This window comes from Aequitasia blattaphilus, assembly GCF_024721305.1.
Lineage (GTDB): Bacteria > Bacillota > Clostridia > Lachnospirales > Lachnospiraceae > Aequitasia > Aequitasia blattaphila.
Window position 1 is genome coordinate 90,338 of sequence record NZ_JAMXOD010000003.1, and the last position, 13,017, is coordinate 103,354.

Here is a 13,017-nt window from a genome sequence, read left to right on the forward strand (position 1 = left end):
AAATTCATTTAACCTTCATCAAGATAGAGAGGATCAGGTGATAATTTACGCCTTAATCCTCTCTATCTTCTATAATTATCAGTTTTTATCTCCATTCATCGGCATCTCATTTAAACACTACATCTATCAGCACCCTTAACACATCCTTAATGTTTTCATATGTAATATCTACAGCATATGGATAACGTCTTTGGTACTTGTCCCACATTTGCATCAATTCGTCGCTCTCAGTAATCTGCTTTAGTATTCCTGTACTGTCAGCAATCCTTTCCCAACTTCCTCGGTGCTCTGCAGTTGCCCGCACAGCATCTCCAAGCACCTGTCTATTATATTCCTTTGTTGTACCAAGGATGTAAATATCATAATAATCTCTTGGTCTTGTATTAAAAACACCTCTTCTTAATATGGTTTCTATCTTCTCTGCCATTACTGTTTCAATATTATATCCCCACAATTTAATACAAACTTCATCATCAAAAATGCCACTAAATTCATACTGTACGGGGAACGGAGTAATCACATCACCTGTAGACACGTCTATCGAAAGTGGTGTCACTATCGTATCATACCTCGCTTCCAGATAAACGCAAAAGCCTCCATAACTATCATCCTTACGAATTGGAGCAATTGATTTCAGTTCAAATACAGTATCATCATTCAAGTTAATGGCACAAATTTCTTTTAGTACAGCAAAAACCTTGTCTTCAGATAAGGGCAAGTCGCGAAGTGTCGTATCTAAATCCATTGTTGATCTAGTGTCCAGTCCAACAATTGCTGCAATAAGCATACCACCTTTAATGACAAACTTTTGATTATATTCTGATTGCGATAATCTTATCAAAAAACGCTCAAACATATAATTTTGAAGAACCACTTGCGCCGCTATATTACAACTCTTAGCATAGTTCTTTATTCGCCCTTTCAAACTCATAGCTTTTGAACTCATAGCAATACCTCCATATATTTCTTTAATGCCTTACTAACCTGAAATTGTTTTGAATATACTGTAAGTAAATTTAAATCCTTATCTCTAAAATTAGCAAAATTCTTCACTGCACTTATAACATTTTCTTCATCTAATCTACTTCTACTCCGTAGCATATCGCAGATTGTGCGCTCCGAGTTATAGCATTTTACAACATTTCCAAATGTAGTCTTTTTCTGTATAAGACCCACCTGATATAATTCTGATTTGATATAATAGCAACTACATTCATCCTTTATAGATGGTGACAATGACATATTACTTGGAATCGTCACCGAATGAAAAAAAGGAGTCCTGTCAGATAAGCCATTTAGAAATAGTGCCGTATCGTGGGAAAAAACAATTTTATCTGACCGCAAACTCAGCGTATACATATCGTCATGTACTGAATCAGGCAGTGTATACAGTCCATGCTGGCATCTATCTAGCAAGCCCCCTTTGACATATTGTGTTAACAATGTTTTTGAATATCCAAGCGCAAGTACCTGCGCTGTTGTAATCATGTTATTATTTTTTTTCATTACTTCATATAATTCAGGATTTAATTTCATTACTCATCCCTCCTTTGAAACTTTCATATCGACATGATACTTTATTTCGATATGAAAGTCAACAATAGCAAGTTGCAAATCCTGTAAAATGAACGTTATTTACTGATTTTCAATCGCGAAATCTCAATTCGTCATATTCCGTACACTCCAGCAGTTCCTGTGAATTCAATTTTCTAAAAAACTTTTCATATCCGTCTTTCCAGACAGTTTCCATATAACAAAATTTATTACTATCAAGAAGACACTCATCATCATTGCAGTCATAGTATTTGTGTTCATGTATACACTGCATAATTTGCATTCCCCTGTCCCAATCGCCTAAATCAAATCCATTCTCTCGTAACTCCTGATATGAAAGACCTGTTAATTCAGTTAACTCTTCTTCCTTTGTAAAAACAACTAATGGTAACATGTATTATACTCCTCTCCGCTAAATCATTTTGCTTTTTTAAATATAGTATAACGCCTTATAAGAAAAAAAGAGAGGCTCTCCTCTCCAACTTCGCTGTCACTATAAATCAAATCTCATTACGAATCAAGGTCACAAATCCACCCATTCCACCCAGTATTTCACCGTCCACTCACTCCACCCAAGCCACAACATATGGCAATCGCAATATTAAACAACACTGTATATGCCACCAAGAACCATCAAAACGTAATAGGATACAAAGTATTCAACTGCATTGTCTGGGAACATCTCTTTAAACTCACCATAGAGCTGTGCAGCCAAAGTCTTATTATGGGCAATGACTAGCGTTGGTTTCCCAAGTTGCTGAATGACATTGGCCATCGTATAGGTCTTTCCAGAACCGGTAACTCCGAGTAAAGTTTGAGCTTGATTGCCCTCTTTAAACCCGGCAACCAGCTGTTCAATCGCCTGTGGTTGATCACCTGTTGGCTCAAAAGGTGCTTTTAAGTTGAAATCTGCCATAAAATATCCTCCCAAATCGACATTTAGCTCATAAGAATCTTCATATATTCTAACACAGCAATATTGAAAAGTACAGCGAAAAGGAACATTTGTTCGCATTTCTCGTTTTCGTGATATGTCAAGCCAAAGGGAACATCATTTGAGGACTTGGATGAAGAGAAAGTTACTCTACTTATGAATCATATCAATAGCGAAAAAAGAGACAACCTAAACGGGTATAGCCCATTTGAACTGTCTCAATTACTCCCGGACAATAAGCTTCATAACTTTTTTAAGCTTAAAGAGATCGAACCAGCATTCATTCCTCATTCCTTCAGCTTGTAAGTCCGATTCCTATTTTCCCCCAAAGCCTCTATTTTACCTTGTTTAACTAAATCATTTAATAAACTTCTCGTCTGCGGTGACTGAATCCCCAATACTTCAGCAATCTCCTTTGTTTTATACGCTTGTCTATTTTTCATGTAGGCAAGTATCCTTACGTAATTCTTTGATTTTTTATTGCTGGTTTTTATCGCTGATTTTTTATCGCTGATTTTTATCGCTGATTTTTTATCGCTGATTTTGGTATTCATATCAAACGAATACTCATCATCTAGCGGCATCACAATTCTAAACACATCACCCTCAATTATCTTGGGCTCTGTTCCGGAATATAATTTCCCATACTTAAATAAGTTTCGCACACCTGAACCCAATTGATCTGATAATCCAATATTCCTAAAAAACGAAGCAATAATAGGATTCTTAGGATTAGGTTCAAAGTCATCTGGTGTTAAAACCCCATCATGAGTTGCACGATTTGCATTTTCCACAAACATCCTATCTTTTTCAATCACGAACTTCGCAATATAAGAACTGGTTATTTCTCGATGAATCAATGTATTGACCAACATCTCTCTTGCAATAATATTCCTAAGACTCATCCTTCTGTCACCCTCAAGATAAAACTTATCCCAAAGATGCTTTTCTGCAAATCCCATCAGTAGATCATAACTTTCAACTAAATTGGTCTCCACGATCAACCTATCATCATACCTATCTACATTAACCTTTCTCAATAAAGCATCTGTTCTATATCCCGGTGCTACCGATAGAATCATTGAATCTTTTCCTAATAGCATCGCTGCTGCCAAATTATATCCTGCCTTCCCCGTGACAGCATCTTTGCCATATAATCCTGCACTTTTCAACACATCTTCGTCATTCATTGATTCCCATGGGTGCTTACCTCCCGCATGATTAATTGCCATCTGCTTAATTCTCGGTAATAAATCTAATCGCAGGTCTTCTAATTCTAAATACGGAAACACTTTCTTCTCTGTATAAATATTTTGTTTTCTTATATATAATGCCGCAATCTGGCTTGTTGCTGTAACCTTTATATCCGCATCATCCACTCGATCATAGATGTCTTTCTTATAACTATGAACTTCTGAACTTGGTGGGATGTGGATATGAATAATTGTTTTCCCCTCATATTTGATGATTTTAGGTTCTAAGTAGACTGTTGGCTGCAGAATATTTGGATTATTTATATTCTTTATGAAATTCTTGACCAATTCCGGCGCCACTTTTTCAGATACCCCCCTAACCTCTCCGTTATCCTTCACACCGAGATAAATATCACCACCAAATCGATTCAAAAAAGAGCATACGGTTTCATAGGTATCGCTTTCAATACCATTTCCACATCTTTTAAACTCAACAGCAATTGTCTCACCGACATCCAGAACTTGTTTCATCGCTTTTGCATCCATGATAGCTTCTCCTATACCTCTTTACTATTTTTAAGTATATCATATTTTTCTATATTATACACAATTTAGCGGTCATCTCAAAAGATGTCATTGTTCTTTTTTATCTCTATTATTTTCATTTTACAATCCGATAATCTTCATTCATAAGCTGAATACCATCCCCAATTCCTTCACTAAGAAAAACTTCATTCTCCTTTGTCACAAAAATACCCTCTACCTGTGGATACTCTTTTAATAACTCTTTTCCTTTTTCCAGTCCCAGTACGTAAATTGCTGTCGTCAAACAGTCTGCCAGGGTTGATGATTCTGCAATAACTGTAACGGATTTTAAATCACTCTCAGAAGGATAACCTGTTTTTGGGTCCAGAAGATGGTGGTAGGTTACACCGTCCTGGATAAAATTACGCTCATAAACTCCCGATGTAACAACACTCTTGTCCTCTACCTCCACTGCGCAAAGCAAATCCCCTGCCCCAGTCTCTGGTGTCTTGATTCCAACCTTCCACTTGCTATTATCCTCCTTCTTTCCTAAAGCATAAATATTTCCACCAAAGTCCAGAAGCCCACTGTTTATCTGATTTTCTTTTAAAATATTTACCACTTGATCACAAGCATACCCCTTTGCAATTCCTCCAAAATCTAACTTCATTCCCTTTTTCAAAGTAACCTTTCCATCTTGTAAATCCAAATCCTGATAATGAACCAATTCCTTGCCTTTCAAAATTGCTTCTTCCTCCGGCAAAATCGAAAAAATCCCATCCTTTTTCCACAAAGTGGTAAGCGCCCCAATGGTTACGTCAAACCCTCCATCTGACTTTTCCGATACTTCTTTCGCAATTTCCAGCAATTGGTATACATCCTTCTCAACTTCAACAGGCTGCCCTTCACTGTTATTAATTTGAGCAATTTCATTATGCTCCAAATTAGCCGACATCCTTTTATCAATATCTGCCACCTTTTCCATACAGACTTCCCGAATCTCCTTTGCATCTTGATAAAGAGATATGCTGATTGCAGTCCCCAAAAGATCCGTTTGAGTGGTTGTTACAAGTTTTGGTATTTCTTGCTTACTACAACCAGCCTGGGCGAGGATTACGGAAAGCAGCATGCAAAAACACTTTATTTTTTTCCATTTTCTTTTCATTCTACTTATCCTTAAGGGGTCACGCGAATGGTAATACTGTGTGATTTTTCATTTTCTGTATTTACAGTAATCACTGCTGTCCCAATTTTATTTCCTGCTGCGTGTCCGGTTTCATCTACACTGACTACAGAAGGATTACTACTTATAAAAGATACCTTTGCATCACTTAAATACTCAGGAGTGATTTGCACCTCTATATTCATAGATCCATTCCTTTTCATCGTCCGAAAGGCATTTCCTACAATTTTAACGCTTTCTGGCTCTGTAATCTGCGCTATTACCTCATGAGCACCAATATCGCCTAAACCTGCTTGCGGTCTCATTGTTCCAATCACATCAAAAGGCAGCAAATTAATATTGTCTGCTGGAATCTTATTCATTGCCGGACTATTTTCCATTTCAATTAATGGGAGATACCCTACTGCCGGATTGAAGTCAAGCGAATCTGTAATCCAATCAATTTCACCATAATACCCACCTTCAATAACGGTTGTTTCATTCAAAAAGCCCGTTGAATTCGTGTTAATGGAAGAAATCAGATTATAGCCTCCATCCACCACGGAAGATTCATAATCAAAATAAATCTCCTGAGCCATACTTGCCCCATCAACACAAATGGTATTCGCAATATAGCCAGTTGCAAAATTTCCAGCAAAAGTACAATGGACTATTTCTCCATAACAATCACTGTCCACATAAACGCTTCCCCAACTGGATGAAGTGTTTACAACGGTGCAGTTTTCCATACGAAGACTGCCTCCTTCTTCGACCAAAACCGCAGAACCTTTTCCATTATACATACCCCAAAGCATATATTTTGCATGATTAATGCTTAAGTTTCGCAGTGTTAACTTTCCACCCACCACATTAAAAACGCCGTATGCCCCTTGGCCATCAATGGTATATCCATTCCCGTTGATGGTGACATTTCCAGTACAAATAATACGGTCTTCTAAATCTGCTGTTAAATTTGCCGTTAAAACAATTTCCCTGTTCTCACCCTCATCTGCAACTGCTTGATTCAGTTCTGCAAATGTGGATACTTGAATTCTTTCCTCCGCCTTTACTTCCTTTGTCAGTCCGGGACTAAAAAAACTGATTAGTAAAGATAAAATCAATACTCCTGCAATATTCATTTGTTTTATTTTCATATCGTTATTTCCTTATCCTGTTCTTCGATTCTATCTATTGTTAACGCTTTAAAAAAGAGGTTCACTGCAAGAAGTAAAGAAAAAAGAGATAAAATAAAGGAAGGCTGCTTCATCATAATTGCAATTCGTCCCAGATTTGGTACACTGGCTGTAACCACCCCTTTTATCTGCGTATCCTGAACCGGTTTCACATCCTTATCTTGATTGGCATCTCCTTGGGTAATATAATATCTGCTATTGTCACTTTCGTATACCTCTACCACTCTATGGGTCAGCCTAATACCACCGGTTTCATAGTTGATGATATCACCCTCCACAATCTCTGCACCTGGCTTCTCTGTCAGGAAAATCAAGCTTCCCGCTTCAATCTCCGGACTCATACTATTCGTCAAAACAACAGACATTGATTTCCCGCCCAATCGGATTTCTTCCATTCTACCAGTAGCTGATAAAACAATAATGCCAGAACATGCCAGCAGAATTGCTATAAACACTAGATTTCCCACCGCTTTTATCACTTTACTTTTCACATAAACCTCACATATAACAGGTGACAGACTTCGTCTGCCACCTGTCACAACGTATTCATTTGCTGATTAATTTGTTACACGTACTACCGTTTTTGCACTGATACCACTTGCCGTGGTTGCTGTAATAACCACCGTACCCGTCTTTTTCGGTGTTACGACACCATTTTCATCCACTGTTGCCACAGCCGGATTTCCACTAGACCATGTCACGTCCTGATTGGTTGCATTTTCCGGTGTTGCTTTTGTATCAATTGTCACAGTCTTCTTCTTCGAAACTGTCACCAAAGAGCCTTCTGCAATTTTCAGACTATCCAACGCTACAGCATCTGCTTCATAACAACCAATGTCTCCTTTTCCTTCAACTGGACGAGCCTTTCCTGTAAGATCAGTTGTTGGAAGGTAAACATTGTCAGCCGGAATACAATTCATAACAGGATGATTTTTTCCACCTATTAGGGTTCCATCCGGATTCATCCATTTTGTATACTCACCAAGAGTTACATTATAACCATTGTCAATAAATGTTGCCGTGTCTCCTACCGATAAATCCGACGCACCGCCACCAGCAAACACTGTATTTGCAAGTGTCAAAGTTGATCCATTTGCTGCCATAATTGAGCCTCCAACATTCGTTGCGCTATTATCAACAAAGGTACAATTGGTGACATCCAAGGTATAACCATTTCCTACATATACACCACCTTGGCGGCTATTATTACCAATTACAGCACAATTCTCCATAATCGCATTTCCACGTCTTGCATATACTGCTGCTCCAGCAATCAAGTTATTTCCCTTATATTGAGCAGCATCTTTAAACACCGTATTCTTAATGGTCAATGTACCACCTCTAACATATACAAAACCATTTGATTTATTACCATCCAAGGTATGTCCCTGACCATCAATGGTAATATCCTCATAGGTGTTAAGAGTTGCACTGGAAACTGCGTCAATATCTTCCTCAATATAAACAGTCTCACCACTGCGCATATCTGGCACTACTGATTTTAATTCATCAAGAGTTGAAACTCTTTTATCTCCTGAGATGTATTCTACAAGAGCATCTACTGGTGCCTTTAATTCATTGTATGCCTTTTCAAGCTCATCATTTGTCGCCTCACCATTCCCCAAAACACTTTTTGCATTGTTTAAAGGTCTTGTAACTGCCGACCATGACGTACGTGTATACAAGGTCGAATCCATAGCTTCTACGCTTTCAATTAACCGACTTAACAAATCCCGAATCGTGCCTTCTTCTTCCTTAAGTACAAGACCTGCGATTCCTTGATTCAGAGCTGCCACTGCTCCATCTACCTCTTCTTGGGTAGCACTCTCATTTCCTGCAACTGACTGAGCATTTTCAAGTGCTGTTGTAAACGCTGCTACACTGGCTGATGTATATGCATCTTGATCAATTTCCAATGCAGTTGTAATCAACTCATTAAGTTCTCCTTTGTCAACAGGTACTGACACATCTTCTGCTTTTGCTAATGCATCCTTAACGGAATCAATAATCCCTTGTGAAGAGTATGTTGCACCTGAAACACAATCAACATCTGTGGATTGTGCAGCGATAATTCGATTCGCCATTTCTGGATACGCTTTATTCCAGAATTTAGCTGTATCATTTTGAGCGGTAACCTCGATGTTTGAAATCAATCCATCTTCAACTGTCACAGATGTTACTATATTACTTTTAAAGCCCTCGCCGGTACCTTCATAAACTCCTGATAAATATGCTGCATGAGCAGTCAGTCCATTTACCCCCATAAGTCCCAGTACCATTGCCGCTGCCAAAAAAGTGCTTAAAATTTTTTCCATTTTCCTTTTCATGAATACCTCCTAAGTAAACACTATTTGTTTCGTATTATCAGAATAGATTGGGTTTCCTATTGTTGTTTTACAATTGCAGCCGCTTTTGCCTCTGCTTGCTCTGCTGTCATTGCCACTCTTGCACTTCTGCCAACTGGTGAAGCTCCTAAATCATTCGCAATAAACTCTAAGCTATCAAAGTCTACACCAAATTCATCAACAATTGCTTGCTCCAGTGCCTGAGTCGCCTTCCAATTTCCTGAGATAATAATTTCTGCACCTTGATAATCATTTCCCATTCCAGAACCATTAAATGCAACGGTATAATTCACGTCCGGAGCTGCATTTCCATCCATAAGCACGTAATAATTTCCTTCCCCGTCTTTATACCAGTAAAAGCTGTCTGCTCCCTCCTCTCCTTCCATCTTATAACCCAGTAAAGAATCATCAAAAATCTGCAATACATTAGGGTCATCTGTAATTGGAGCACTTGGAGTTGTTGGATTTCCGTTCTCATCCGATCTCTTGATTACTGTTGGTTCAATGGTTACCTTAACAAAGGATGCCATGCTCCCAGTATTTTTTAAGCTTCCGCTTTTCTCTACTTCTAATCCCGGTTCATATACAACGGCTTCATCTTCTGTTGGAAATGTTGCTTCCACTTGAAGTCGTCCCATGTTTACTGATGTATTTCCCATATTTACTGATGTTGTAAACCATGCATAAGTAAATCCTACTGCTGCTGCCATCGTTAATGCTACAGCTGCAACAATTAGTAATACTTTATTACTGAATACTGCTTTCCTCTTTTCCATTTTTCTACCTCTTTCCTTTTTATAAATCTATCTGATAGTACGTTCATAACATTTCTATTCCTGCGTTATGAATAGGCTTATTTTAATCCTTTTAATTGATAATGTAAATCATTATCAATTATATGATAAAAAATCTCTTTTACTTTTCCGCAAAAAAGAGAGACCGTTTAAGCCTCTCTTTCGTACCCTTATATAGAAAAATCCCACGTCAAAGGTGTCACTGATATTTTGTTTTCAATAGCAAATACATAAATGTCTGAATTCTTATTCAATCTATTCTCAGGTATTATTCTCTGAGATTTTAACTCATAGGGCGTATCCAAATCCCGCTTATTCGGTGGAATAAATTCGAAATAATTCTCACTTGCCTGCCTCGTGATTCTAAAATCCTCTTTCGCTTGAATCTCCCTCGGTATATTAATATTTAAGATACTGGACTCTTTTATCATACCTTCCTTTAAAACTTTTTCAGTCCAGAAACGTACCACACTCTTTTCCTTTTCCCACGACAATTTCGGATAATCAGAAAGTAAATGTTGACTTACCTCTGCCTCTCTTGAAAAGGCAAGTGCAGGAATCCTATGAGAATTCGCCTCCATCGCCGCACCTAGCGTTCCACTACAAGTCAGTAAAAGCCCTAAATTTTCACCGTAGTTTATTCCGCTGATACATAAATCCGGTTTACGCTTTGTCATCTCCAAAACACCATGGGCGACTGCATATGCCGGCGAACCAATAATAGAGTATGCTACTCTCTTTTTGCCGTTTAGTGTAAGAGCTACTTCTTTTATAATTCCTTGATTTGCTTGTCTCGGAAAAGATCGTCCCATAGCCGTCTGCTGTCTGTCTGGTGCAATGATTAGGAGCTCTCCCAAATCTGCAACAGCTTCTGCTGCTGCCTGGATTCCCGGGGATAGAATGCCATCATCATTTGTGATAAGGATACGAGGTTTCCTATTTGAAAACTTTATGCATTTGTTTGAGTAAGGGGTCGGTGTATTCTGTAATTCCATCATAAACCTCGCTTATTCGTTTATATATTTCCACATTTTCATCTTTCGGAATAAACTCATCTTTAATTCGCACCATATTTTCAATTGCTTCATCAAAATTCTCATATACACCACATGCTATGGCAACACAAATCGCCGATCCAAGACCTGCCGCTCCATTTACTTCATTACGAACCGCCTTAATCCCAAAGACATCTGCAAAAATCTGCATAAACAAATCACTATTGGATCCACCGCCTGTAATGATGATTTTATCTAATCCCACTTTCAACTCATCTGTCATATCATTCACGTGGCGTTTCATTGTCATTGCTACCGCTTCCAGCAGAGAACGATATATATGGCCTCGAGTATGACGTCCATCAAATCCAATCATCATTCCTTTTTTATACTGAGCGTCTACCGGTGCCAGCCAGTCTAAAACCATTACCAATCCATCACTTCCCACAGAAACCTCTGCCGCCTCTTCGCTGAGAAGTTCTTCCGGTGAAATGCCTTTGTTCTTTGCGACGATTTCATATCCTTCACCTAAAATATCCTTAAACCAGCTAATCATCCACATTCCTCTTCGAATGCCATTGCTATCATAAAGATACTTATTCGGAATGCAAGAAAATTTGGGCCATACTGCTTTTGTATTCTTTAAATTTTCTTTCCCTTCCATCATTGCTGCTGTATATGTTCCTAAAGACACACACGCTGTCGTTTCACCAACACAACCAGATCCAAGTCCCTCAACAGCCTTGTCGTTTGAAGTTGCAACCACTGGAAGGCCTTCTGGCAACCCTGTTGCAAGACTTGCAGCCTTCGTAACGTATCCAAGAATCTCTCCAGGCATTACCAAATCAAAAAGCATTTCCCTTGGCATTCCTGTGGTTTTGTATGCCTCTTCTTCATCTGACCATCTCCAATTGTCTATATCAATTGGCCAAACCCCTTCATAATTCGCAACCGTATCTTTCCGCTCACCTGTTAATCTATGGGTAATATATCCCGAAGAAGCCACAATATATTTCACATCACCATTTGTATGTTCATAAGGTTGTGCCACTCGTACATCCATCCAACTAAGTGCTGGCTGTGCTAAGGTTCCGTCTTCTTTTAAATACGCTCTGCAATAACGAATTGTACAAAGACCAATACCTATAATGTCCTTCACATCTCCTTTAAAATTTGCCATGCACTTTTTTCCTGCAACGCAGATAGCTGTCCACCAATCATCATCAGGATGCTCAACGTATCCAACTTTTGGAAGATTGTAAGGACGTAATGCTTCTTTTCCTTCACACACAATTCTTCCCTTTGTATCAAAAATTAAAATCTTGGCGCTTTGAGAGCCTTCATCAATTCCGATAATATATTTTTCACTCATCTTTTAAGTACCTTCCCTTAGTTATCATTTCCTAGCGTACAAGATATCCACCGTCAACAACTAGCATCGTTCCGTTTACATAGTTCGAAGCCTTGCTTGCTAAGAATACACACGCTCCCATTAAGTCTTGTCTTTCTCCCCATCTTTCTGCTGGAATATGATCCAATACTTTTTTGTTTGTTTCAGGATTGCTTCTCGTCTGTACCGTAATATCAGTTGCATAATATCCTGGTGCAATTCCATTTACCTGAATATTGTATTTACCAAGCTCATCTGCATAAGCCTTAGTCAGCCCTGTAAGCCCATGTTTCATTGCCGCATATGCAGGAGAACCTAAACCTCCAAGGAAGGAGAATAAAGAACAGATATTAATAATCTTACCACTCTTTTGAGGAATCATATATTTTGCACACTCATGACTCAACTCAAAAGAGGCTGTGAGATTGATTGCAATCATTGGATCCCAGTCATCTCTGTCAAAGTCTAAAACATCATTGATATTACAAATCGCTGCACAGTTCACTAGTATATCAACGCTACCGAATTTTTCCACACAGTTTTCAACGATTGTCTTTGGCACTCCCTTAACAGATATATCTGCTTGCATAAACTCATATCGTACCCCAGCACCTTCGATTAATTTTTTTGTCGTACCATCATCATCCACATAGCTTGCACAGAAGATGTTTGCACCGGCTTTTGCTAATGAAAGAGCAAAGGTTTGTCCCAGACCACTGTTTCCTCCCGTAATGACTACATTCTTCCCCTTAATCTCAAAGAAATCCAATCCAAATTCATTAATGTCATATCCCATTTTGTAATACCTCCACTTTTTCATTTTTTTAGACAAAAAAAGAGCAACTTTCACCAAAACTTGGTAAAAGTCACTCATCTCTCCGTCTCTGTTAAGTAACTAACCTCATTATACGAGCCATAATTTCTATTGTCAA

The 13,017-nt window shown here is 38.5% G+C and carries 12 protein-coding genes and 2 pseudogenes; 1 reads left to right on the top strand and 13 read right to left on the bottom strand.

The features are described 5' to 3' along the window. Nucleotides 1–106 precede the first annotated feature (106 nt). From NHH15_RS03050 to NHH15_RS03065, 4 genes and pseudogenes are all read right to left on the bottom strand, one after another. On the bottom strand, nucleotides 107–946 hold the full coding sequence (locus NHH15_RS03050) for a nucleotidyl transferase AbiEii/AbiGii toxin family protein (RefSeq protein WP_262065174.1): 840 nt from the start codon (nucleotides 944–946) through the stop codon (nucleotides 107–109). Further along, nucleotides 943–1,536, bottom strand: coding sequence for a type IV toxin-antitoxin system AbiEi family antitoxin domain-containing protein (locus tag NHH15_RS03055; protein ID WP_262065175.1), 594 nt, complete (start codon nucleotides 1,534–1,536; stop codon nucleotides 943–945). The genes NHH15_RS03050 and NHH15_RS03055 overlap by 4 nt, the downstream gene beginning before the upstream one ends. A 109-nt stretch (nucleotides 1,537–1,645) precedes the next feature. Then, the gene (locus NHH15_RS03060; protein ID WP_262065176.1) at nucleotides 1,646–1,948 is read right to left on the bottom strand and encodes a hypothetical protein; all 303 of its coding nucleotides are present in this window, start codon (nucleotides 1,946–1,948) and stop codon (nucleotides 1,646–1,648) included. Between the two features lie 246 nt (nucleotides 1,949–2,194). Beyond that, nucleotides 2,195–2,470: pseudogene (locus tag NHH15_RS03065) on the bottom strand (DEAD/DEAH box helicase family protein); the annotation flags it as partial. Between the two features lie 114 nt (nucleotides 2,471–2,584). On the opposite strand from NHH15_RS03065, the pseudogene NHH15_RS15840 reads away from it, so the two are divergent. After that, a pseudogene (locus NHH15_RS15840) lies at nucleotides 2,585–2,794 on the top strand (hypothetical protein); the annotation flags it as partial. On the opposite strand, the gene NHH15_RS03070 reads toward NHH15_RS15840, so the two are convergent. The 9 genes from NHH15_RS03070 to NHH15_RS03110 all read right to left on the bottom strand — a co-directional run bounded on the left by NHH15_RS03070 (nucleotide 2,776) and on the right by NHH15_RS03110 (nucleotide 12,881). Next, nucleotides 2,776–4,227, bottom strand: a complete 1,452-nt coding sequence (locus NHH15_RS03070) for an RNA-binding domain-containing protein (protein WP_262065177.1) — start codon at nucleotides 4,225–4,227, stop codon at nucleotides 2,776–2,778. The pseudogene NHH15_RS15840 and the gene NHH15_RS03070 sit on opposite strands and share 19 nt — an antisense overlap. 115 nt (nucleotides 4,228–4,342) lie before the next feature. Then, nucleotides 4,343–5,371: an FAD:protein FMN transferase gene (locus NHH15_RS03075; RefSeq protein ID WP_262065178.1), complete on the bottom strand. Its 1,029-nt coding sequence runs from the start codon at nucleotides 5,369–5,371 to the stop codon at nucleotides 4,343–4,345. A gap of 11 nt (nucleotides 5,372–5,382) precedes the next feature. Continuing rightward, nucleotides 5,383–6,522 carry an Ig-like domain-containing protein gene (locus NHH15_RS03080; RefSeq protein WP_262065179.1) on the bottom strand — a complete coding sequence of 380 codons (1,140 nt, stop codon included), beginning with the start codon at nucleotides 6,520–6,522 and terminating at the stop codon, nucleotides 5,383–5,385. Then, nucleotides 6,519–7,052 carry a signal peptidase I gene (locus NHH15_RS03085; protein WP_262065180.1) on the bottom strand — a complete coding sequence of 178 codons (534 nt, stop codon included), beginning with the start codon at nucleotides 7,050–7,052 and terminating at the stop codon, nucleotides 6,519–6,521. The genes NHH15_RS03080 and NHH15_RS03085 overlap by 4 nt, the downstream gene beginning before the upstream one ends. Nucleotides 7,053–7,118: 66 nt before the next feature. Beyond that, the gene (locus tag NHH15_RS03090; protein ID WP_262065181.1) at nucleotides 7,119–8,888 is read right to left on the bottom strand and encodes an FMN-binding protein; all 1,770 of its coding nucleotides are present in this window, start codon (nucleotides 8,886–8,888) and stop codon (nucleotides 7,119–7,121) included. 56 nt (nucleotides 8,889–8,944) lie between these two features. Next, entirely contained in the window at nucleotides 8,945–9,682 is a 738-nt protein-coding gene (locus tag NHH15_RS03095; RefSeq protein WP_262065182.1) for a hypothetical protein, read from the bottom strand. Nucleotides 9,683–9,870: 188 nt separating this feature from the next. Next, nucleotides 9,871–10,695, bottom strand: coding sequence for a 5'/3'-nucleotidase SurE (surE, locus tag NHH15_RS03100; protein ID WP_262065183.1), 825 nt, complete (start codon nucleotides 10,693–10,695; stop codon nucleotides 9,871–9,873). Beyond that, the gene (locus NHH15_RS03105) at nucleotides 10,637–12,067 is read right to left on the bottom strand and encodes an FGGY-family carbohydrate kinase (RefSeq protein ID WP_262065184.1); all 1,431 of its coding nucleotides are present in this window, start codon (nucleotides 12,065–12,067) and stop codon (nucleotides 10,637–10,639) included. Before NHH15_RS03105 ends, surE begins: the two co-directional genes overlap by 59 nt. A gap of 31 nt (nucleotides 12,068–12,098) precedes the next feature. Then, on the bottom strand, nucleotides 12,099–12,881 hold the full coding sequence (locus NHH15_RS03110; RefSeq protein WP_262065185.1) for an SDR family oxidoreductase: 783 nt from the start codon (nucleotides 12,879–12,881) through the stop codon (nucleotides 12,099–12,101). Nucleotides 12,882–13,017: the final 136 nt, after the last annotated feature.